The following is a 24,524-nucleotide window of genomic DNA, read 5'->3' as shown; positions in this document are numbered from 1 at the left end:
TTATATTAGTTAATTAAACTTAATTTTCATAAGAGTTATAAACTAAGATAGTTTTAAGTACAAGAATTTTATTAATTTGGGTTTAAAGGATTTCCAAGTAAAAAAATATTTTATTGGGATTGTTGACCGTTGACGGTTCACAGTTAACAGTCAACGGTCAACAACTTTCAACGGAATAATTTCTTTTTTGGAGTTCCCTAATCCAGAAGATTTCTTTCCTAATCTATTAAGTCTATTCAATAATTAACGTTAGTAAACTTAATAATATGAAAATTTTAATTGTCGAGGATGACGAGTTAAATGCTTATGCGCTGACAGCCGTTCTCACCAATCAGAACTATGCAGTTGAAGTAGGATCTGATGGTATCACCGCTTGGGATTTAATCCAAACTTACGATTATGATTTGATTCTTTTGGATGTGATGCTACCCAGATTGGATGGGATTAGCCTTTGTCGGCAAATACGCTCAAGTGGTCGGCAGATGCCAATTTTATTATTAACTGGTTGTGATAGTAGCCATGAAAAGGCGATTGGGTTAGATGCAGGTGCAGATGATTATGTAGTTAAACCGTTTGATGAAGAAGAGTTAGTGGCGCGTGTGCGGGCTTTATTACGTCGGGGAGGTACAACAGCGCAGCCGATTCTAGAATGGGGTAATTTGCAGCTTGACCCCAGTAGTTGTGAAGTCAGGTACAATCAAAATTTACTATCACTAACTCCCAAGGAATATGCACTTTTGGAGTTATTTTTGCGTCACAGCCGCCGAGTGTTTAGCTGTAGCATGATATTAGAACATATATGGTCTTATGAAGACACTCCAGGGGAAGAAGCGGTACGCACCCATATAAAGGGCTTGCGAATGAAATTGCGTAACGCGGGAGCGCCTGGTGATTTAGTAGAAACAGTCTATGGAATTGGTTATCGCCTCAAAGCACAGGAAGAGGAACAAGGAAGCAAGGAGGAGGTAAAACAGTCTACTTCAAAAGGCAAATCTCAGCAGCAAACACTAACTGCAATAGCTGGTATTTGGCAAAGGTTTTACGTGCGGGTAGATGAGCAAGTTAAGGTATTGGAACAAGCGGCGATGACTTTTGAGCGATCGCAAATGATCACGCTTACCCAAGAAGCTTTAAACTCAGAATTATACTCACAGGCAATACGAGAAGCCCACACATTAGCCGGCTCACTGGGGACTTTTGGTTTACCTGAAGGGTCGAAGTTAGCTAGGAAAATTGAGCAACTATTAAAATCTGGTAAGAAATTAACGCCAACTGAGATTCAGAGTTTGCAAAATTGGGTCAAGTTATTAAGGCAAGAGGTTGCAGCACATGAATCGCAAGCAGCATCACCAGAAACAACTTCAGCAGCTATCCTCCAGCCACAACCTCCCCAAGCAGAAGCAAAAGTCTTAGCAGTAGACGACGACCCGCAAATTCTTGCCATATTGCAAACATTACTTCATCCTTGGGGATTACAAGTAATTACCTTAGATGATCCGCGTCAATTCTGGGAAACCTTAAGAGATGTGAATCCAGACCTGTTAATTCTAGATGTAGAGATGCCTTATACCAATGGTATAGAACTCTGCCAGGTGGTGAGAAATGATCCCCAATGGAGTGAATTGCCCATACTCTTCCTGACGGTTCACAAAGACGGGGAAATTGTCAATCAGGTATTTAGTGTTGGTGCTGACGACTTTGTTAGCAAACCCATTGTGGGGCCTGAACTAGTAACGCGAATTATCAATCGGTTAGAACGGGTGAAATTACTACGTAGGGTGAGTGAGAGTAGGGGTGTAGGGGAAAAAATTTCTCCTCCATCCCCTAGCTTCACAGATTGGCGCACTATTTTTAACGCTGAACCAGAATGCGTGATGATAGTGGCTACTGATGGTACTTTATTGGATATCAATCCAGCCGGTGTGGCAGCGATAGAAGCTGATAGTGCTGGTGCAGTGATTGGTAAGCGAGTGTATTCGTTAGTAGTTCCTGAATATCAGCAGGTGTTTCGCCAACTCAATGAAAGCGTTTGTCAAGGACAACAGGGAACTCTGGAATTTGAAATTATCACTTGTCGTGGTAATCGTCGCTGGATGGCGACTCACGCTGTACCCGTGCGAAATGAAACAGATGGTAATTTGGTGCAGTTGTCCATTACACGGGATGTCACCCAATACAAACAAGCAGAACTGGAAATTAAACGCATTAATCGCACCTTGCAAACTTTAAGTGACTGCAATCAATTAGTGATACGTACTCAAGATGAAAATGAGTTATTGCAGAAAGTTTGCCAAATTTTAGTGGATGTTGGTAACTATCGATTAGCTTGGGTGGCTTTTGCAGAAAATGATGCTGAAAAAAGTATTCATCCGGTAGCTCAAGCCGGTTATGAACAAGGATATCTGCAATCTCTCAATCTTACTTGGGCAGATACAGTCCGGGGTCAAGGGCCGACAGGAACGGCAATTCGCACCGGAAAAACTGCCATTATTCAAAATATTTTGACTGATCCTAGATTTGAAATTTGGCGCTGTCAAGCTAATAATCGGGGTTACGCATCGTCCATTTCTTTACCTTTAATGAATAATGGTCAAGCTTTTGGTGCCTTGAACATCTACGCTGCGGAAGCGAATGCTTTTGATAGTGATGAAGTGAAACTTTTAGAGGAACTGACAGCAGATGTGGCTTATGGCATAGTAGCATTACGCAATCGGCGCGATCGCCAAATAGCCGAAGCAGCACTACGAGAAAGTCAAGAACGTCTTTCCCTAACCCTAGAAGCAGTTAACTTAGGCATTTGGGACTGGAATATCACTACTAACCAAATTATCTGGTCTGAAGGTCACGCCCGATTATTTGGCATAGAATCAGGGAAATTTGATGGGACTTATGAAGCCTTTCAAGCTTGTATTTATCCTGAAGACAGGGGAGGATTAGCAGAGGTAATCAATTCTGCTCGCCAGCAAAAAACCGACTACAGTCATGAATTTCGCATCATTTCGCCAGATGGAGATATTCACTGGATTGAAGGAACAGGCAAACTCTACTACAACGAAATGGGCGAAGCCGTGCGGATGTTGGGTATAGTCAGAGATATTACTTCCCGCAAGCGAATAGAAGCAACTCTGCAAAAAGTCAATAACGAACTGGAGTTGAGAGTAGCAGAACGAACTGCTGAGTTAGTCAACGTCAATCGACAATTGCAATCAGAACTCGACGAACGCCAGCGCATAGAAGAAGCACTACGCATATCCCAAGTGCGACTGGCACGCATTTTAGACATTGCTGATGATGCCATTATTTCTATTAACGGTAACCAACAAATAACTTTATTTAATCAAGGTGCAGAGAAAATTTTTGGCTACTCTGCCGAGGAAATTATCGGACAGCGCCTGGATACACTCATACCCCAGCGTTTCACCCAGGCCCATCGTCAACACGTAGCTGATTTTGGGCAGGCTCCCAACTTGGCGCGGCGTATGGGAGAGCGGCGAGAAATATTTGGTTGTCGTCAAGATGGAACAGAATTCCCGGCTGAAGCTTCTATCTCCAAATTTCAACTAGACAAAGAAGTATTTTATACGGTAATTTTACGTGATGTTACAGAAAGAAAACAAATCGAACGGATGAAAGATGAGTTTGTTTCTGTTGTCAGTCATGAACTCCGCACCCCCTTAACTTCTATTCATGGTTCCTTAGGAATGCTGGCTAGTGGTTTATTACCAGCCGACTCAGAACAGGGAAAACGTTTGTTGGAAATTGCCACTGACAGTACAGAACGCCTAGTACGTTTGATTAACGACATATTAGATATAGAACGCATCGAATCTGGTAGGGTAAAAATGGAGCGAGAAAGTTGCAACCTTACCGACTTGATAGAGTCCGCAGTTAGTATTATGCAGCCTTTAGCTAATAAAGCTGGAGTGAAATTATCAGTTTCCCATCCATCAATCCAATTATGGGTTGATCCAGACCGGATTGTGCAGACATTAACTAACCTGTTGAGTAATGCAATTAAATTCTCGACGGCGGAAAAAACAGTGTGGTTATTAGCACAACAATACGGCGATGAACTATTGCTGACAGTGAAAGATAACGGACGCGGTATTCCCGCCGACAAACTTGATAGTATTTTTGAGCGATTTCAACAGGTAGATTCTTCCGATTCACGCAACCATGACGGTACTGGTTTGGGTTTAGCTATTTGCCAAAGTATCGTACAGCAGCATGGCGGACGCATCTGGGCAGAAAGTGTCTTGGGTGAAGGTAGTAGTTTTTACTTTACTTTACCAATTTTACCAATATCCCAAAATTCAGAACTTGCCGACTCTCTCCCCCATTACCCCTTATCCCCAGAAGGGGCTGCACCTTCTCCAATCTCTTCTACCCACTCCCCCCTAGTTTTAGTTTGTGATGATGATCCACTCATCCGCACAGAACTACAGTCACTCTTAGAACAAGGGGGATATCGAGTAGTCACAGTAGCTACTGGACAAGAAGCGATCGCCTCGGCGTCAACTCAACATCCAGATGTGATTGTACTAGATTTGCTCATGCCAGGGATGAATGGTTGGGAAACAATGGCTATGTTGAAGGAAAGTACAGAAACCAAACATATCCCAATAGTGATTTGCAGTGTGTACAAACCGACTACAAATAAACAACCCAGTAGTGATTTTGTTGATTGGGTAAGTAAGCCAGTCCAAGAAAGTAATCTTTTACATTCTCTCAGACAAGCAATGTCTACGACAGGCTACGCCTACACCAAATCTTCCGGGCGAGTCCGTATTCTTATAGTTGAAGATGACGCAGATTTGGCAGAACTATTCGTTACCTTGTTTGAAAGACATGATATTGAAACTTTCTCAGCCAAAACCGGACGGGAAGCCATCCACCTCAGCCAAGAAGTTAATCCTGACTTACTCATTCTCGATTTGATTTTGCCGGAAACTGATGGTTTTGCAGTGGTAGATTGGCTACAGAAACACCAGCGCCTATGTAATGTTCCGGTAGTAGTCTACTCTGCTAAGGACTTGGATGAATCAGAACGTAAACGCCTCAAGCTAGGACATACAGAATTTTTAACTAAAGGCCGTGTCACAACCAAGGAGTTTGAACAACGGGTAATTGAACTACTTCAGCGAATTACGCAGACAAATGTTAGGGGTTAGGGATTGGGGAAAAAAGTAAAAAGTAAAAAGTAAAAAGGTAAAAGATTTTTTCTTTTGACTTTTGACTTTAGTTGGGGATTTGGGATTGGGGAATAAGGGAGAATCACTTTTGACTATGAACTAATGACTAATATAGCCGTAGCCAGATAGATTAAGACATCAAGCTCAGGTAAAAAAGCAGGGGAGCAGGGGAGCTATCGCCCACAAGGGGCGAGGTTTTAAACCTAACTTCTCCCAATAAAACTCTGACAAGACAAGGCTTTCAAGTCTGTCAACAGTCAACCGTTAACCGTCAACAGCTATAACTAATAACTAACTTAAATTATGAACAATAAACGAATTTTAGTGGTCGATAACGAGCAGTATATTCAAGAAGTTGCCAAGATTTGTTTAGAAACAGTAGCAGGCTGGGAAGTTGTCACAGCCAGTTCAGGACAAGAAGGCATAAATAAAGCCGAGACTTACCAACCAGATGCAATTTTATTAGATGTGATGATGCCGGATATGGATGGTATCGCTACATTTGAGAAACTGCAAGCCAATTCCGTCACCAAAGAAATACCAGTAATCTTATTAACCGCCAAAATTCAAGCCTCTGATCGTCGCCGTTACGCCCAGTTGGGAATGGTGAGTGCGATCGCTAAACCCTTCAACCCGCTAGAATTAGCTGGTCAAGTAGCCACCGCCCTTGGCTGGAGTTTAACCTGAACTACCGATGTCAAGCCCAACCAATTACCAATTACCAATTACCAATTCTCAAAACCTATTTTGATACTCAATTACTGCACGACTATCATCTTCTAAATTAGTAGAAGCACGTATACGAAACTCATCATTGATACGGTAATTAAGACCCCACTGGAAAGGATCATTTGCCGTTAAAATTTTGATGCTAGAAATAGAGAACTTGTTAGAAATATCTACTCCCGCTTCAGCTGCCAATTCTATACTGGAACCAACTCTACTACTATTACTATTACTAGCTTCTGGATTGTCAGAAATCACTGTGGGGAAAATTCGCAATTCACTTAAACCAAAAGCAGTACCGATTTGATTAAAAGCAGATTGAAAGTTACCGAAAACAGCTGACCCGGCGATGTTAATTAAACCTAAGGTACTGTCACCACGTCCTTGAGTATCAACAAATCCACCACCTAAAAGGGCGACTAATTCAGTTTCACTCCGGGAGGGACTACTTCTTAATTCCAAGCTTTCGTTCAGTCTGCTAGCTGGGCCTTTAATATTGGCTTCAACTCTCACAGTTTCTAAAGCACCTAACCCTACAGAATTAACTCTGTTTAGGTCACTGTTCTGCACCACTTCTAGCACTTTAGCCAGTAGTTGAATATCTAAATCGGGGTCACGGGGTTGATTAGCTCTAAAAGTGGCGGTGTGTTCGTAACCACGAGTCAAGTTAAACTGAGTTGTAAATAAATTCACCCCGCCTTTTCTTAAGCGAATAGTGCCTACAGGTACAGGATCAGCTAAAGAACCATTAACTTTGAGATTCCCCGTAGCAGCGAAACTGAGAAGGGGAGGACGGGCAATTTCTACGTTTTTACCTAACTCCAGTTCTAAATTGTTGAAACTCGTGTTGGCAGTTGTAGTTATGGGTGTGTCTTGTTTGTTAAACTTCGTTAGTGATAATGCAGAAACATTATTTGCAGGTTGGTTAAGATCACTGGATTCTGCTAATAATATTTGACCACTATACAAATCCACCTTACCGCCAATTCTAGGATTGAGTGCAGAACCAGTAACTTGAATATTTCCATTAGCACCGCCTTGATACAAGCCTTTGAGATTAAGTTTTAACTGTTCAAGGTTGACAGTGAGAGGATTTTCGATAGCGACGCTACTGTTGTCGAATACAGGAATTGCTCCAGACGCTTGTACTTGTCCGCGACTAAATTTACCTTCCAGACCTTCTACTAATATTTGGTCAAAATTAAACCGGACTCTACCTGTAACATCTCTGACTTTTTCTGGTAAAGCTTGAGCCGCAAAAGTAGCTTTTTGGATAGTAGCAATACCCTCGACTATAGGCTGTTCTCTGGTTCCGCTTACCTTCAAGTCTATTTGACCTTGACCGTCTTCAAAGGCTACTTGATTACTTAACAGATTCAGTAGTGCCAATCCTTCATTTTCAACTTTGACATCCAAACTGATTTGATTGTTATCAGGGGCGACGGAGGCAAAAGGTAACTGATAAGGTATGCTACCTGAAATATTCACAGGTTGCGGCCCAGTAATAGCGACTGTACTACCAAAATTTAAGCGACCATTAGCGTAACTAAAACTAGCTGTGGCTGATTCCACGGGTTTTTGGTTGAGTGTACCCTCAGTGATTTGCCATTCTCCTCTGGCTTGAGGGTTGGCAATACTACCTGCTAAAGCTGCTGTCCCACTAAGATTCCCCGTCACACCGACTGGGAGATTGACGAAGTTATTGAGTAACTGAAGGGGAAAGTTATTGACGCGCAGTTGTCCAGATTGTTCGTTCCCGCCTATATTACCAGTGAAGGCTAACAGACTATTCTCGGACTCAATACGCACTGGTCGCAGCTGCAAAACCCCATCAGCAAAACTACCTTCAGCAATGATATTATCGGCACGATAAAAACGATTGGGTTCTGCTTCCTTACCCCAGACAAAGTTTTGACCATTCAAATTGAACTGTACTGCTAAACCATTAGCAGTGGCAGTGTCTACAGCTACTTCTCCGTTAAAGGTTCCTTGCAAATCTGCTAGGTTTGGTATGGGTGAAGCATTACGTTCTTCTTCTTGTTTTGCGATGATCGCATCAATTTCGTAAAAGCGCTTGATTTGGTCGAATAAAGACTGATCAGGCAAACCTTGGGCGTAGGTCTTGAGATCCGAGGCCGTACCGTAGTTGGGTTCGTCTCCATTACGCTGGAAGTCTTGTAAATCAAAGATTTGTGCTACTGTCAGCACATCTTGGATGTTACCTTGAGTAACGTTCAGCTTGCCTTGGATGCGGGGGCCTTTGGGGGTTAGCCCAAAATTACCAGCTAAGGCGTAACGACTGTTTCCTTTGATAAATTGGCTACTGGTGAGGGTGGCTGTACCATCACTGTAGCGGAATTGGGTTGTGAAGCGATCGCCTTTAATTCTACCAATTTCGGGATTAGCGATCGCCAAATTGACGTTAGTCGCAAATGTACGCTGGTTAAACTGCACATCCCCTGTCACTGTCCCGGCTACTCTCCCAGCACCTAAACGCAGACTTGGGGGTGGTGACAAGTTGAACAGCGTTAAGGGGAAGTTGGCAACTTTCACAGCCCAATCATTGCCTTTCACTTGACCTGAGGCTAAGGCTTGTTGCCACTGTACTAGGAAGGATTGGGGGCGATTATTACTGTCTAAACTCAGGGCAAGGCGATCGCTATTCCCAGCTAAATTTAAGTTTAATCCTTGTCCAGATTGAATCCTACCTGTTAATAAAGGTTCAAAAGCAATGTTTTGGACTACTAAATCCTTTAAGCTGAGTTGCCCGTTAACATTGGGCAAAGGCAATTTACCTGTAACTTTACCGTTAAAATCTGCTCTGCCTGTCACAGCTACTTGATTCGGTAAGGTGACTGGTAACTGTTGTAGATTAAAGTCCTGGGCTTGGACGTTGAGATTGAGGGCGGTAATTTCTGGTATGCCTGGTTTGGTAGCGTTGGCTAAGATATCACCATTGATATTTAAACCGGGGGCTGTAGCTTGTTGAATTGTTAACCTTTCACCATTCCAGGCGATCGCCGCATTCAGGGGACGCTCAACACCGGGGAGGCCTTGAGTTAATTGTACCTGACCCGCAGCACTCACATCCGCTAACCGCGTCGAACCCAAGTTACCTGCTAGTTGCAACTGGCCAGCAAATTGACCCCGCAACTGTTGATTAAAACGATTTAACTGCAACCCAGTCGCCGCCACTACAGTCTGATAACGACCTTTAGCCAGTTGGATATTCGCCGCATTAATCGTACCCCCTCCCGCCACTTGTAGTTGTGCTTGACCACTGGCTTGAATAGATTGGGGACTGAAAGATGCAGCAGACCCAGCAACATTAAATTGTCCATTCAAATTACCTTGCAACTGGGTCGGTACAGCAGCTAAACGTTGTATAGGGACGTTATTGGCTTGGACTTGCGCCTGATAGTTACCATTGGCAACTCGGATGTTGGCGGCTGTAATTGTGCCATTGCCAACATTTAGCTGTGCTTGACCACTGGCTTGGATAGATTGGGGACTGAAGGGTGCAACAGAACCAGTCAGATTTAATTGCCCGTTCAAATTACCTTGCAACTGGGTCGGTACTGCTGCTAAACGTTGTACGGGGACATTATTGGCTTGGACTTGTGCTTGATATCTACCGTTAGCTAATTGTAGGTTAGAAGCTGTAATCGTACCATTGCCGACATTTAAACGCCCTTGACCACTGGCTTGGATAGATTGGGGACTGAAGGGTGCAACGGAACCAGCAACATTGAATTGTCCAGTTAAATTACCTTGCAACTTTGGTGGTACTGCGGCTAAATTTTGTACAGGGACGTTATTAGCTTGGACTTGCGCCTGATATCTACCGTTAGCTAATTGAATGTTGGAAGAGGTAATCGTACCATTGCCAACATTTAACCGTGCTTGACCACTGGCTTGGATAGATTGGGGACTGAAGGACTCAGCAGAACCAGTAACAGCAAATTTCCCCGTCAGGTTGCCTTGAAACTGGGGTGGTAAGGTTGCCAAGCGTTGCACAGGGACATTATTAGCTTGGACTTGTGCCTGATATACACTGTTAGCTAATTGAATATTCCCGGCCGTAACTGTTCCTCTACCTACACTAAGGCGGGCATCACCTGTAGCTTGTAAGGTTTTGAGGCTAAAATTTTCTCTATTACCGGCTACTTGGAATGTCCCAGCCAAAGGATTAGCTAAAGCTGGCGGCGCATTTTTCAGGATGCGTGCTAGGCGGACATTATTCGCCACCAATTTGGCGGCAAAGGCCTGGTCTTGCAGTTGAATATTAGATACTGCAACTGTCCCGCCACCAATTTGCACCCCTGCCCCTTCTGTACGAATGCTGGCAATTTGAAAGGGTGTAGCCGTACCAGCCAGAATTAAACGACCGTTAAATTGCGCCCCTGCTAAGGAGACATTTTTCAGTTGATTTTGGTTGACAAATGGTGCCAAATTCACCCCGTTAGCGTTAGCTACAGCTTGCCAACGTTCATTAGCAAAATTGCCATAACCCCGCACCGTTCCACCCGCAACCTTCACAGCCACATTGCGAAAGTTAATATTACGATTAGCGCCGATAATCACTTCCCCAGTGGCGGGATAGGCTGCCTGCGGTGCGGCAAAGTTTACTAAAGTTCTGACATTGGTGGGCGTACCTGTGACTTGAGCCGTAGCCGATACAGTACCAATTTGAAATGGAGTATTAGCATTGTATAGTTTGGCGATCGCATCTCCGGCTACATTCCTGGCAGTGAAATTCAGATTCAGTTGGGCATTTTCCCCAACTAAGATTCTGCCACCACCAGTAATTGTGCCGCCTGTTGTGGTCTTGCCTTGGACATCTGCCAAACTAACTAAGTTGTCGTTGGGCGAAAACTCAAACTTACTACTAATACTCTGAAAATCAACTTTATCGATGCGGGCAGTATTAATAGTCCTAACTATACCTGAGAGAATAGGCTTATTTGCGGCTCCCACTACCTGTAAATCAGCTTGTAATTGTCCAGCCACCGGTACAGGGAATTTTAATTTGAGTGTGTTTTGGGCATTGGCTACACTCACTGAGTTAACACGCCCTGCTAGCTTATAGCCTGCTTTGGTGTCGATTGTCCCCGCCGCCACTAGAGGGATGCTGCCATAGTTAGCCACCACATTTTCTAATTTTACTTCTGTGCCTTGGAAATAAGCATTAGCTTGGGTGTTTGTCAATACTTGCGGTGCGCGAGGAATTTGGACTGTCACCTTGTGCAAATCAGCACTGCCATATAGTAAAGGGGTTTGTCCTGGTAATAATTCAACTCGCAAATCACCATTAACTTTACCGGCTTCTAGACCCACTGGTAACTTTACCAAGCGACTAACATCCGCCGCCAGTAATTCTTGTCCTCGCACTTGAATATTCGCCGCAGTCGTCTTAGGACGTACTTCGCCCTCCATTTCCACACTGCCCCCGCTATCGGATATACCTTTAGCTGAGAACTTAATTAGCTGGTTGTTTTCCAGTATTTGAGCCGTTCCATTGAGTTGCGAAAATTCTAATGGAGGCAGGAGGCAGGGGGGCTGGGGGCAGGAGGCAGGGGGGTATAAAGAAGATGAGGGGGTTGTAGTTTTAGCTTCACCCACTGCCAAATTCCTCACCTGTGGTAGCAGCGACAACTTACCATTACGGAAATTGATATGATCTAAGTCTGTTTTAATCGCTCCTGCTGAACCTGGTGGCACTATGGTCGTAGTAATCCAGCGTCCTTGATTATCCTGTTCGATGTAAACATTAGGATTGACTAAGGTCACATTTAGTTTTAGCTGGCGATTAAAAACTAACAGCAGTGGATTAAAATCCACTTCCACTGCATCCACTGTTAACTTATCTGGGTCTGTAGGCGTAGGAGGAATGGACGAAGCCGCAAACTGTACTCCAATTAACGAAAAGTTAGTGACTTTTCCCAGTTGTACGGGACGGTTAAGAGTTGTAGTCAGACTTGCTTGCGCTAACGGTGTTAATTCCTTTTGGACGAAAGTCCATAAACGCCAAACACCTCCCATCAAACCCACAATTAAAAGTCCACCTACTGCCATACCGCCACGACTCAAAATCAGCAACCATAGACTCCTACGTGAGGTTTGTGGGCTTTGATTTTGCTTGGGAGGATTATTCATGGTATGAATTTACTTTTATTTGCTGGAGGTGGTTGACGCACTGCAAGCATTATTTGGCATTTGCGTTTATATGCCAATACCAGGATACAAATCAATTAGGACTTTTGACATTCGGATCAACTCGGTGAGTGAAATTGACTAGGGGCTGTGGACTAAGAATTTTTGCTCCTTGTTACCATACCTTTTCATCTCCCATATCCTCAATGCGGGAAAATAAACCATTAATATTGTCAGTCAAATCTGAATTAAAGTGAAAATATTGCTGTGACTTTCCCAGGTACACGGTCTAGAACTTTAATTAATCAATAGACCTCGGAACATATAGATGATTACGCCAATGCGGGTTTTTGTTTTAATTTTTAACGCTAATACGGAAAATGAGGGGATTCATACCGTTCGTGTGGGCGACCGCAATAAAATTCTCATGTTTGAATCCCAAGATGATGCTGTCCGTTTTGCCCTCATGTTGGAAGCCCAGGATTTCCCCACTCCCACAGTAGAGGCGATTGATGCTGAGGATGTTAAGGAATTTTGCGCCAGTGCTAATTATGATTGGGAATTAATCCCAGAAAATAGCGACCTCGTAATTCCCCCAGATATTAACGTGGAAGAAACTGACTGGCAACCTGATGGTCAGTATGATGACGAGGATACTGAGGACGAAAGTTTTGAGTCTGACCTAGTACCACCGGCTCAAGATTCGGAGTTTTCTGAGACTGAGTTGGAAAATATTCGTCGCAAATTGGAAGGATTGTTGTAACTTAGTCGTTTAGTCATTAGAGACGTTTCATGCAACGTCTGTACATGAAGATTCTGGACTAAGTTACATAATGGCAGGGGACATCAAAATACATGGCAAATTTGCAGGAACGTGGGCATTTATTGACCGAACAAGTCAATCCTCTCAGTCAAAACTTAGATCAACTCAGTTCTCTGGAATTGGTGGAGTTGTTTAATAGTGAAGACCTCAAGACTGTGGAGGCGGTGGCGGCGGCTAAAGTCCAGATTGCGACAGCGATTGAACAGACAGCCGATCGCCTGCGTCAAGGGGGACGCTTGTTTTATGTTGGTGCTGGAACCAGTGGTAGGTTAGGCGTGTTAGATGCGGCTGAGTGTCCACCAACTTTTTGTACCCCCCCAGAGTTGGTACAGGGAATTATTGCTGGTGGTGCGGGTGCATTGGTACGCAGTTCGGAAGATTTAGAAGACCGGGCGGAAGATGGAGACGCAGCGATCGCTCAACGTCATATTACCCAGTTAGATGTTGTTGTTGGTATTACGGCTGGTGGAACAACGCCTTTTGTCCACGGTGCAATTAACTCTGCTCGTCAACGGGGAGCCTTGACAATTTTCATTGCTTGTGTACCTGCTGAACAAGTGAGTTTTACAGCTGATATTGACATTCGCCTGTTAACAGGGCCGGAAATATTGGCAGGTTCCACACGTCTCAAAGCCGGTACAGTTACCAAATTAACGCTAAATATCCTCTCGACTGGGGTGATGGTCAAGCTGGGCAAAGTTTACGGCAATCGGATGGTGGATGTAGCAGTCACAAATCAGAAATTACGCGATCGCGCTTTGCGAATTTTGCAAGACCTCACCGGCTTAAGTCGGGAAGCGGCTGGTTTTTTATTAGAACGTAGTGGTAAGTGGGTAAAATTGGCGCTGGTAATGCACTGGACTGGTTTGGATAAAGACGCAGGCGATCGGCTTTTATCAGCACATCAAGGAAATCTTCGGGAAGCTGTTACTAGTTATAAAAATCAAGGTGATTAGTTAGTTGTCAGTTGTCAGTTGTCAGTTGTCATTAGTCATTAGTCAAAAATCTTGCAATGTTGACTATTGACCATTGACTTTTAAGTATATTCGGTAATTTGTTGTCATCTACCAACCTTTTGCGTAAAAAGTTGGTAGATTATTATTTGAAGCCAGAAGAGGAATCTTAATTACTACAAGATTTGTTGCTAATTCATAAAACTCTGAGCGCAAAGTAATTACGAATTACGAACTCTATACAAATATCACCATGCCACTAGATTTGTCGCCGCTTTGGATATCACTCAAAACATCCTTACTTGCCACATTCATCACCTTCTTTTTAGGTATTGCTGCTGCTTATTGGATGTTGAGTTATCGCGGTAAAGGCAAATCCTTGATTGAAGGTATCTTTGTCGCTCCCTTGATTTTACCTCCTACTGTTGTTGGCTTTCTGTTACTGCTGTTTTTCGGGAAAAACGGCCCTATGGGGAAACTGATGGGGCTTTTTGATTTCAGTATAGTTTTTACATGGTATGGGGCAGCGATCGCCGCGACCATTGTCTCTTTTCCTCTCATGTATAAAACCTCATTGGGAGCCTTTGCCCAGATTGACGGTAATTTACTACGGGTAGCGAGAACCTTGGGGGCTAGTGAATCTACTATCTTTTGGCGTATCAGTTTGCCTTTGGCATTCCCTGGGATTGTAGCCGCGACAATGTTATCCTTTGCCCGTGCCTTGGGTGAATTTGGTGCAACGTTAATGTTGGCTGGGAATATCCCTGGACAAACGCAAACAATCCCAATGGCGATTTATTTTGCAGTGGAAGCGGGGGCGACCAATGAGGCTTGGTTTTGGGCAATTATGATTATGGTGATTTCCCTATCGGGGATTATTGCTGTTAACTTTTGGCAAGAGGTGAGGGAAAAGAAGGGAAGAGGGGGACAAGCAAAACAGACAAAAGAGCAAGGGAATGAAGTAGTTTTGTTGTCTGCGCCTGCTTCTCAAGTGGAACTGTTGGTAGATATAGAAAAACATCTGCCCAGTTTTCATTTAAAAGTTGCTTTCACCACCGATGAGCAACCTTTGGGATTGTTGGGGGGTTCGGGTGCCGGTAAGAGTATGATTCTGCGATGTATTGCAGGGATTGAAACACCTACAAGAGGGCGGATAGTATTGAATGGTAGGGTATTATTTGATTCCGAACAGGGAATTAATTTGCCTAGCCGCGATCGCCGCATCGGTTTTTTAGTCCAAAATTACGCCCTGTTTCCCCACATGACAGTGGCGCAAAACATTGCTTTTGGCTTACCCAAAAAACTATCAGACAACAGTATGCGGGTGCAGGTAGAAGAACAACTGATCGCCATGCAGTTACAAGGATTAGGCGATCGCTATCCGCACCAACTTTCAGGAGGACAGCAACAACGGGTAGCTTTAGCTAGGGCTTTAGCCAGTCAACCAGAGGCTTTATTGTTAGATGAGCCATTCTCTGCCCTTGATACCCACCTGCGGAGTCAATTAGAACAGCAAATGATGGAAACCCTCACAAACTACCAAGGTGTATCTTTATTTGTCACCCATAACATGGAAGAAGCTTACCGAATTTGCCCCAATCTCTTGGTATTGGAGGACGGTAGCCCGGTACATTATGGTTCTAAATATGAGATTTTTGAGCATCCCGCTACTGTGAGTGTGGCTCAAATCACTGGCTGTAAAAACTTCTCCAATGCTATTGTCGAATCAGCGCAACAAATAGAAGCAATAGATTGGGGTTGTCATCTTAAAGTTATTGCACCAATTCCCAACGAATTATCTCACATCGGCATCCGCGCCCATCAAATAACCTTTACCAATGACCCCAACCAAGAAAACACCTTTCCCTGCTGGCTAGTACGGACAAGTGAAACACCCCATCGCATTACATTATTTTTAAAACTCCATTCCCCAGCCAACAGCCCACAAGATTACAACCTACAAGCAGAAGTCTTCAAAGAAAAATGGCTAAATATCAAAGAAAAACCATTTCCTTGGTATGTCACATTAGATCCACTACGCTTAATTCTCATGAATTAAATTTAAAAGCATAAACAATCTAATTTTGTAGTTCATCAACAACTGTTTTTTGTAATTCAGTGTTTCAATATGGAAGCCGTAAATTACAAAGAATGGTATGCCACAGAAATCAGCCGCGTTAAGGTTTGTCATCTTATTAGGTTTCGTGAGCCTTTGCGCCGATGCGACCTATGAAGGGGCGCGCAGTATCACAGGGGCTTATTTACAGGTTTTAGGCGCTAGCGGCACTGTGGTAGGCTTAGTAGCTGGTTTTGGTGAGTTGATTGGCTATGGTTTACGCTTAGTGATTGGTTATCTCAGCGACCAGTCACGCAAATATTGGGGAATTACAACTTTAGGTTACATCTTAAACACTGCCGTTGTACCATTGTTAGCCTTAACCGGAAGATGGGAAGCAGCCGCAGGTTTGATGATGGCTGAACGTACTGGTAAGGCTGTGCGTACTCCCCCACGAGATGCGCTGCTTTCCCACGGTGCGAGTCAAATTGGCAGAGGCTTTGGCTTTGGTTTACATGAGGCAATGGATCAGACCGGTGCAGTTATGGGGCCTTTGGCTGTGGCTGCAATGGTCTATTTCCAGGGAGAGTATCGTCACGCCTTTACGATTTTGATTGTACCTGCGGTTTTGGGATTGGTGGTGTTGTTAGTACTACAATTTCTCTATCCCAATCCCAGTGATTTTGAAGAAGAAACCGAGGAACAGAAACAACAAGAAGGATTACCGCGCATATTTTGGATTTATTTAGGTGCAGTAGCCGTTATTGCCGCCGGATATGCAGATTTTCCCTTAATTGCCTTCCATTTTCAAAAATCAGCCATTGCTACAGGAGAGACAATACCTCTGTTTTATGCCTTGGCGATGGGTGTAGATGCGATCGCTGCCTTAATATTTGGCTACCTATTTGACCGACTAGGCATTTCTATCTTAATTATCGCGGCTTTTATCTCATGTTTATTTGCCCCACTGGTATTTTTAGGCGATACCCATCTAGCACTTTTAGGCATAGCATTTTGGGGAATTGGTATGGGAGCGCAAGAATCCATCTTAAAAGCGGCGATCGCCGGTATGGTTCCCAAACATAAACGCGCCACCGCCTACGGCATTTTCAGCACTGGCTACGGTCTATCCTGGTTCTTAGGCAGCGCTCTCATGGGGATTCTATACGATCATTCCATCACTACATTGATCGTCTTCTCCTCTGCAACCCAGCTTTTAGCAATTCCCTTCTTCGTTTGGGTGAAACTAAAAGCCGATGATTCCCCTACAACTATCACAAATCAAGCGTCTTAAGGACTGGGGACTGGGGATTGGGGATTGGGGACTGAGTTAAAAACCCGGCGTTGCATAAATGCGGGATGAATTGGGACTTTTGTACACAGCAAAATAGTTATTCTTTGCGCCTTTGCGCCTTTGCGTGTTAGCGTTGGTGGGGCGTAGCCCGACAAAAATCATCCCACCAATCAGCAACGCCAAAAACCCTTACACCCCTCCTATACCTTTACACCCTTACGCATTTCTTCTCTAGCACGACGAGCCGCAGCAACCAGGTTGGCTTGTGTTTTCTGAAACGATTGTTCCCATCGTGCTTCATCTTGTAAATCGCTAATATACTCTCGAAGATGTTCTGCAACTTGCGCCTGAATCTCTACAGGTAGAGACTCCATCATTTTGATAACTGTCGTAATTGCGGTGGATGACATTGCATAACTCCAACTTTCAAACTCTTACCCTCCGCGAACCTCCGCGTTAAAAATAAGATACCCGAACTTTCAAAAATCCAGGTATCTTATTTCTCATCCCTAAGACTTCGGCTTATAAGTCGAAGCAACGTGTAATTCCTTCAACTGCTTGACATCTACACCAGAAGGTGCATCTGTCAACAAACAACGTGCTTGCTGTGTCTTCGGAAAAGCAATAACATCTCGAATCGATTCTTCCCCAGCAAACAACATCACCAATCGGTCTAAACCGTAGGCGATACCACCGTGTGGCGGTGTACCATATTCAAACGCCTCCAACAGGAAACCGAATTTATTTTGGGCTTCTTCGGGAGATAAACCAATGGTTTCAAATACCTGTTCTTGGACTTCCCGTTGATAAATCCGCCGACTACCGCCACCAACTTCAAAACCGTTGAATACTAAATCATAAGCTTGAGCGCGGGCAGTTTTTAAGTCATGCAAATCATCAGGGTGGGGTGCGGTAAATGGGTGGTGTAGTGCTTCTAGGCGTTTCTCGTCTGCATTCCACTCAAACATGGGGAAATCGACAACCCAGAGCAAATTGATTTTATCTGGATCAATTAAACCAAATTCTTTGGCGATCGCTTGCCGCAATCTATCCAAGGTTTTATTTACGGTAGCCGCATCACCAGCACCAAACAGTAACAAATGTCCTGGTTTTGCACCTGTGCGCTGCAAGATTTCCTGTTTCTGCTCTTCTGAGAGGTTATCTTTAATTGCGCCGATGGTGTCAATTTCCCCATCTTCCCGCACACGGATGTAAGCCAAACCTTTTGCACCGGCTTCGCTGGCTTCTCTGAATAAATCCCCACCCGGTTTAATCCGCACGTTAGAAATTTGCTCGTTACCGTTGGGAATTGGCAGAATTTTGACGATACCACCATTGGCGACAGCATCCCGAAAGACTTTGAAACCAGAGTCTTTCATGACATCGGAAACATTAACCAGTTGTAAATCGTAGCGGGTATCTGGTTTATCACAACCGTAACGTTCCATTGCTTCGGCGTAGGTGAGACGGGGGAACGGAAGCGGTAACTCAACGCCTTTAACGGTTTTGAAGATATAGCTAACTAACTTTTCGTTCAGTTCGATAATCTCTTCCTCAGACATGAAACTCATTTCCATGTCTAACTGCGTAAATTCTGGCTGTCTGTCGGCGCGTAAGTCCTCATCGCGGAAGCATCGCGCAATTTGATAATATCTATCTAACCCAGATACCATGAGGATCTGTTTAAATAGTTGTGGTGATTGGGGTAAAGCAAACCATTCACCAGGATTGACGCGGCTAGGTAGCACATAATCCCGCGCGCCTTCGGGGGTGGAACGGGTGAGAATTGGGGTTTCCACTTCGATGAAACCTTCTACGTCTTCCAAATAACGACGCATCGCTTTCACCACTTGATGACGTAGTTGTATGTTACGCGCCATGCGATCGCGCCGCAAGTCCAAGTAACGATATTTCAGCCGTAAGTCTTCCCTCACCGTCTCAGTATCGGCTGTAGAAACTTGAAAGGGTAACTGTTTCCGCACCCCATTGAGTAGTTCAATCTTATCAGCGTAGATTTCCACTTCCCCAGTCGGGATGCGGCTATTCAGTGATTCTTCTGGACGTTGTGTTACCCTACCAGTAATTTCCACAACGTATTCATTACGTAGAGAGTTAGCCAGTTCGTAGGAATCTGGGGTGCGTTGCGGATCGCTGACAACTTGGACAATGCCAGAGCGATCGCGTAAATCCAAGAATATCACGCCCCCATGATCGCGGCGACGGTCTACCCATCCATATAAGGTAACAGTTTCTCCAATATCCTTTTGTCGGAGTTCGCCGCAATAGTGAGTTCGCATAGTTGTTAATTTGTTCTTCCGGGCTAGATTTGCTAGTGAATGCCAAAGCCTTCCCATTATCTAGCATCAATCGTATCTAATTGAAGAACAGTTGGCATAATCTCATTACGCGACATTCTATAACCTTAATACACCTGAGTATATTTTTACCAGAAATCCTCTGCATACCCACAAACTCTAATACTTCAGCCTGTTCTTGTTCAGGTAAAAATTATAGAGCTACTAAACAGTTTGATGCGATCGCCCCTACCCTGGCTTTGCTACATCATCCCTTTCAAAAGCTGATCATATAGTCGGTGGCAATCAAGTATCAACAACGCTCATACAAATTCTCTATGAAGTTGCAACCAATAAATGATGTAGAGACGTTAGATACAAAGTCTCTAAAGTCCAGAATAAAGCACATCTTCATTAAGAAAAGGTATCAAGATGGATTGTGTAATACCAATTTGAAAAAAGAATGCGACAAATAAACCATTTGTAGAGACGCGATTCATCGCGTCTTCTTAACCCAAGGATGTATTGCAATCATTAACTGAATTGGTATAAGTTAAAAGTAGAATATTTCACAACAACTATAATCAAAAAAAGTCCGCACAGGCGGACTTCAAAATCACCTAATTCCTAAACCTGCGCCACTCCATCTAATAACCCGTCAGAGACAATCACACCATTACTAGCTGCAATCTGCTCAACAACTGTTAACTCGCCCAGATTAATTAAAGGTAATAAATGGTCATATAATTGCATCGCTTGTAAACAATTGTTAATATTAGCAATCGCCGTATTATACACATCTACTTTTCCTTCCACGACACCAAGTAAGCGGTTATTATTATTAATCTTCTCCTCCGCTTCTTGTTGCAATTTGTCTTCTAAATAAACTCTCGCTTGTGGGTACTGTTGTAAAATCTCATCTCCTTGCTGTTTCGCCATTGGCAACAATTGAGTTTTGAGGATTTGGTTAATAGTTTGACGGAATGTTTTGCGAATAGTATGAGAAACCTTTGGCTCAAAATCTAACTTTAATAATTGCCTAATTGCTGGCTCTGCTTCTACCATACTTTCGCTGTCATAACTTTGAGATGTTTGCAGCAAGGTTTGACGGAATTGATATATAGAAAAAGTATTTTCATCATAAAAACTGGGACTTTCTCTAACAAAGCGATCGCATTCTACACTAGCTGCATCTACTAAAGATTGAGTCACACGTTTTTCTAAAGCTTTGAGTTCTTGTTCAATCCCCGCATCGTTACCCAGCAAACGATACAACTGGCGATAATATTCTGATTTACGAATCTTCTCCATCAACCTTTGGAAAAGATTAGTCATTAGTTCCTGAGATGAATCTACTAAGATATCCTCTAATTGGTTCGCCAAATAATAAAACGCCTCTACTAAAATTGCCAGTAATGGCGCAGTAGCATTACGCGGATGACTCAGAGTAGCACGACGATAAGCATCAGCGACGGAAAATGTATCCAACAATTCATCTAAACGACGAATCATCCGTGATTGCAATTGGCGAAAATCTGCCTCAAATCCATCACAAACATGATTAATTACATTATTAACTTCTTCTGTTATGTGTAGGTTGTAATCTTTACCAACTTGTTGCAATTGCTGATTGAGATATTGTAATTCCTGCGCCTTCATCATCTCAATTTCACGAGGCTGACTATCTAAGTCACGATGTACAGTCTGATAATGTTTTTTCAGGTTAATACAAATATCTTCTAAATCATCAGCAAGATTTTTAAAAAGCTGGGGATGCTTTTCTTCAGTCAGATAACGTGTGATAGCTGTGCGAAATTCTTCAATCCCACTATCTTGAATTAACTGATTAATTAAAGGTGTTCCTTGTTCAGCTAAAATCCGCACATAGTTTTGATTCGGTGTTTCAAAACCATTGAGAGAAATCCGAAAATTACTAGAGGCTAATTTACCAGAACTGACACAGTAGTTATTAAAGGCGTAAACAAATTGTGGTGTTTCCTCATTACCATTTGCACCTTTGGCACTTTCTCCAAAGATAGAATCTAAACCAAATCTATCTTGAGTACTTGTCTGTTTAATCTGACTCCCATAAAAACCGAGTAACCCACTGGTTTTATAAACCCGGCTTGTGTCCCGGAATTGTGCGTTGATTAAATTATCCAAGCGTTGCCTTAACTGGGTATTGTACCAAGTTTCGTCGATGCGATTGAAGACATAAAACACGCGATCGCGTATTCCTCCATTTTGCCGCATCTTTTCTAACAGTTCTGTTTCCTCTTTCGTCATATCACCCGCCGAAGCAGGTTTCAGCACACACACCACCGCCGAAGTATCAGGATGTTGTATCTTGGCGTAGGTTAGTTGTGCATCCTTTTCCACTGGTGCATCAATCCCTGGGGTGTCAATAATCACGTTTCCATCTTGCAAAAGCGGATGGTTGCAAAAGTATTCAATCTGTTTTAATACGGCACTATTACTACCACGACGCGCATATCCAGCCGCCTCTTTCAGGTTGGAAAAATTAAAATGTTCCATCGAATATGTAGCATTATTTACTGTATGAATATGTTGTCGATTCGCCTCATATCCTTGTAGTAAAAGTATTAATGCTTTAGCTTGCTTGGCACGTTCTGATTTACTCTCACCACCCTCTTGCTGAATAATCGCTTCACATCCTTGATGTAATAAGCTAACCACTTCAGCTTGATTAATATTAACTGCTGTCGTAAATCCCAACTGTTGACACAGAGAGTTTGCTTGTTCCCGAATTTCTACCTCACTTAAAAAAGTTAAAACTACCCGTTCTTTATCTAATTCTGCATACTCAATTTTGCACTCTGTACCTGTGGCGTGTCCTTCTGCACTGTATAACAATTCCCGTTCTAATAGTGCATTAATCAGCATAGACTTACCTGCACTAAATGCACCAGCAAACACAATTTCAAACTTGGGAGAAATCGCCTTACCTAGAGAAGTTTGTACAGATGTGATATCTTGCGATCGCAAAGATAATTCCTGCTGTAAAAGCTGCAATATAGACTCAACTTGATCTTTTAGATTATGACACTGCGAAGGCATACCCGACATAAAAGCACCTATAAGCTTCTATGTAAAACCTAACAAAAACTTTATACTAAAAGTTCAGTATTAATACATACTGAATTTAATTGAGAATTGGTATGGCTAATAATACTTTGGGAATGAGTAATTGGTAAAAGTAGAAATAAAGCATCATCACTTATTAGTTATGACCCAGAGCGTAAGATTTATGATGATCAATAAAAATCATTCTTATGAGCATTATCGTCTTCGGTAGCATCAATATAGATTTAGTTGCCACAGCACCCAAGTTACCAATTGCAGGAGAAACCTTACTGGGAGAAGACTTTTTCAAGGTTCCTGGGGGTAAAGGTGCAAACCAAGCTGTAGCAGTAGCCAAACTGGGAGTTCCTACCCAAATGGTGGGACGTGTTGGCGCACATGGTTTTGGTACAGAACTGATGGAAAATCTGCAAAATGCTGGCGTACGAACTGACAATATTTTTGTAGATGAAACTACCAGTTCTGGAGTGGCGATGATTACCGTCGCTCATGATGGTGAAAATCAAATAGTTGTTATTCCTGGTGCTAACGGACGAGTCAATCAATCAGATGTAGAACGACTATCACACATATTACCCACAGCTACAGCCCTGCTATTACAATTAGAAATTCCTGTACCCGCCGTTATCGCAGCTGCCCAAGCAGCAAGAAGTAAGAATATCACAGTAATTTTAGATCCCGCACCTGCACTATCAGATTTACCAGCAGAACTTTACCCCTTGGTTGATATCATTACCCCCAATGAAGTAGAAGCCGGACAACTTGTGGGCTTTCCTGTAGACGGGGAAGATACAGCGCTAAAGGCAGCCAGAGCGTTATTGCAAAAAGGTGTGAAAAGTGCGATCGTTAAACTGGGCGCTAAAGGTGTTGTTTGCGCCACAGACAAAGATACCTTTTTTGTCCCAGCCTTCTTTGTGGATACAGTTGATACTGTAGCGGCTGGTGATGCCTTTAATGGTGGTTTGGCAACAGCACTTTATTCTGGGCTTTCCTTACATCAGGCAGTTGTTTGGGGTGCGGCAGCAGGTGCTTTAGCCGCAACAAAATTGGGCGCACAAACTTCGTTACCTGACAAGTTGACACTTGAGGCTTTCCTCAAGGAAAGAGGTTTGTGACTTTTGTGAAGTTTCTTATACTCGAAGTTTCCGAAATTCTTCGGATTACACTTGAATTTAAAGCTATTCAAGATACTCCATACAGGAGAGTAGATTTATGACTAATCAAAACTTCACAAAAACATCTATCAACTTCGTAAAAGCTTTTCTAGCCGCGTCCACAATGATCATGGCTTCTGTCGGCCCTGCCCTTGCTAACAACAAAGTTGAAATTTTAGGCGCAGAATATGGTGGTAACGGTTGCCCCGATGGGTCTGCTAGTGTGAATGTTAGCCCTGATGGTCAAGAGTTAAGTATTCTATTTGATCAATTTATTGCTCTAGGCAATAAGGCAGCAGAACGTCGCAAAAGCTGTAATATGAGCATTCCGATTAAAGTACCCCAAGGCTTTCAAATTTCCCTTTATGATGCTGATTATCGGGGCTATGTTGCTCCTGGCACCACTGGGAGACTAAGAGCAGAGTACTTTTTTGCTGGTCAGCGCGGGCCAGTTTTCTCCAGAACATTTAGAGGCGAAACTGACTACAACGTCCGAGATAAATTAGTTACTGTGGGTAATGTCTGGTCACGTTGTGGTGACAGTGTAAATATGCGTGTGAATGCTGCAATGACTGCTAGTGGCCAAGGGATGGCAACTGTTGACTCTTTTGACCTGGCTCACCGTGGCTTGGTTTATCACGTTAAATATCGTCAGTGCCGTTAGGTTTTTCCAAAGCTAGGAGTTAAGAAACTCTTAGCTTTGCCAAAATGTCAGGCTGGGTTTTTTATACCCTAAGTCATGAAAACATCCTGGGTACACTAATCGCAACACTTAGT

General features: G+C 43.3%; 12 protein-coding genes. 8 read left to right on the top strand and 4 right to left on the bottom strand.

The genetic code is table 11. From position 1 onward, the window contains the following. The first annotated feature begins 266 nt into the window (after nucleotides 1–266). On the top strand, nucleotides 267–5,171 hold the full coding sequence (locus H6G14_RS00115; RefSeq protein ID WP_190565146.1) for a response regulator: 4,905 nt from the start codon (nucleotides 267–269) through the stop codon (nucleotides 5,169–5,171). A gap of 324 nt (nucleotides 5,172–5,495) precedes the next feature. After that, entirely contained in the window at nucleotides 5,496–5,879 is a 384-nt protein-coding gene (locus H6G14_RS00110) for a response regulator (RefSeq protein ID WP_190565145.1), read from the top strand. A 48-nt stretch (nucleotides 5,880–5,927) separates the two neighbouring features. On the opposite strand, the gene H6G14_RS00105 is transcribed toward H6G14_RS00110, so the two are convergent. Beyond that, on the bottom strand, nucleotides 5,928–12,074 hold the full coding sequence (locus tag H6G14_RS00105; protein ID WP_190565144.1) for a translocation/assembly module TamB domain-containing protein: 6,147 nt from the start codon (nucleotides 12,072–12,074) through the stop codon (nucleotides 5,928–5,930). A 325-nt stretch (nucleotides 12,075–12,399) separates the two neighbouring features. Between H6G14_RS00105 and H6G14_RS00100 the strand changes: the two genes are divergently transcribed. The 4 genes from H6G14_RS00100 to H6G14_RS00085 all read left to right on the top strand — a co-directional run bounded on the left by H6G14_RS00100 (nucleotide 12,400) and on the right by H6G14_RS00085 (nucleotide 17,197). Then, nucleotides 12,400–12,834, top strand: a complete 435-nt coding sequence (locus H6G14_RS00100) for a DUF3110 domain-containing protein (protein ID WP_190565143.1) — start codon at nucleotides 12,400–12,402, stop codon at nucleotides 12,832–12,834. Nucleotides 12,835–12,926: 92 nt separating this feature from the next. Continuing rightward, nucleotides 12,927–13,850, top strand: a complete 924-nt coding sequence (gene murQ / locus H6G14_RS00095) for an N-acetylmuramic acid 6-phosphate etherase (RefSeq protein WP_190565142.1) — start codon at nucleotides 12,927–12,929, stop codon at nucleotides 13,848–13,850. A gap of 250 nt (nucleotides 13,851–14,100) precedes the next feature. Next, nucleotides 14,101–15,906 carry a molybdate ABC transporter permease subunit gene (gene modB / locus H6G14_RS00090; RefSeq protein WP_190565141.1) on the top strand — a complete coding sequence of 602 codons (1,806 nt, stop codon included), beginning with the start codon at nucleotides 14,101–14,103 and terminating at the stop codon, nucleotides 15,904–15,906. Nucleotides 15,907–16,003: 97 nt separating this feature from the next. After that, a complete protein-coding gene (locus H6G14_RS00085; protein WP_190565140.1) occupies nucleotides 16,004–17,197 on the top strand; it encodes an MFS transporter in 1,194 nt (397 codons plus the stop codon). A gap of 200 nt (nucleotides 17,198–17,397) precedes the next feature. On the opposite strand, the gene H6G14_RS00080 is transcribed toward H6G14_RS00085, so the two are convergent. The 3 genes from H6G14_RS00080 to H6G14_RS00070 form a co-directional block, all read right to left on the bottom strand. After that, nucleotides 17,398–17,607, bottom strand: coding sequence for a hypothetical protein (locus H6G14_RS00080; RefSeq protein ID WP_190565139.1), 210 nt, complete (start codon nucleotides 17,605–17,607; stop codon nucleotides 17,398–17,400). 99 nt (nucleotides 17,608–17,706) lie between these two features. Continuing rightward, a complete protein-coding gene (aspS, locus tag H6G14_RS00075) occupies nucleotides 17,707–19,494 on the bottom strand; it encodes an aspartate--tRNA ligase (protein ID WP_190565138.1) in 1,788 nt (595 codons plus the stop codon). A 624-nt stretch (nucleotides 19,495–20,118) separates the two neighbouring features. Continuing rightward, nucleotides 20,119–22,578: a dynamin-like GTPase family protein gene (locus tag H6G14_RS00070; protein ID WP_190565137.1), complete on the bottom strand. Its 2,460-nt coding sequence runs from the start codon at nucleotides 22,576–22,578 to the stop codon at nucleotides 20,119–20,121. A 206-nt stretch (nucleotides 22,579–22,784) separates the two neighbouring features. On the opposite strand from H6G14_RS00070, the gene rbsK reads away from it, so the two are divergent. Beyond that, on the top strand, nucleotides 22,785–23,708 hold the full coding sequence (gene rbsK, locus H6G14_RS00065; RefSeq protein ID WP_190565136.1) for a ribokinase: 924 nt from the start codon (nucleotides 22,785–22,787) through the stop codon (nucleotides 23,706–23,708). Nucleotides 23,709–23,805: 97 nt separating this feature from the next. Then, nucleotides 23,806–24,411: a DUF4360 domain-containing protein gene (locus tag H6G14_RS00060; RefSeq protein ID WP_190565135.1), complete on the top strand. Its 606-nt coding sequence runs from the start codon at nucleotides 23,806–23,808 to the stop codon at nucleotides 24,409–24,411. Nucleotides 24,412–24,524 lie beyond the last annotated feature (113 nt).

It is taken from the genome of Nostoc parmelioides FACHB-3921 (genome assembly GCF_014696625.1).
Taxonomy (GTDB): domain Bacteria; phylum Cyanobacteriota; class Cyanobacteriia; order Cyanobacteriales; family Nostocaceae; genus Trichormus; species Trichormus parmelioides.
The sequence above is the reverse complement of the archived record's forward strand: the minus strand, read 5'-3'. Positions and strand labels throughout refer to the sequence as shown.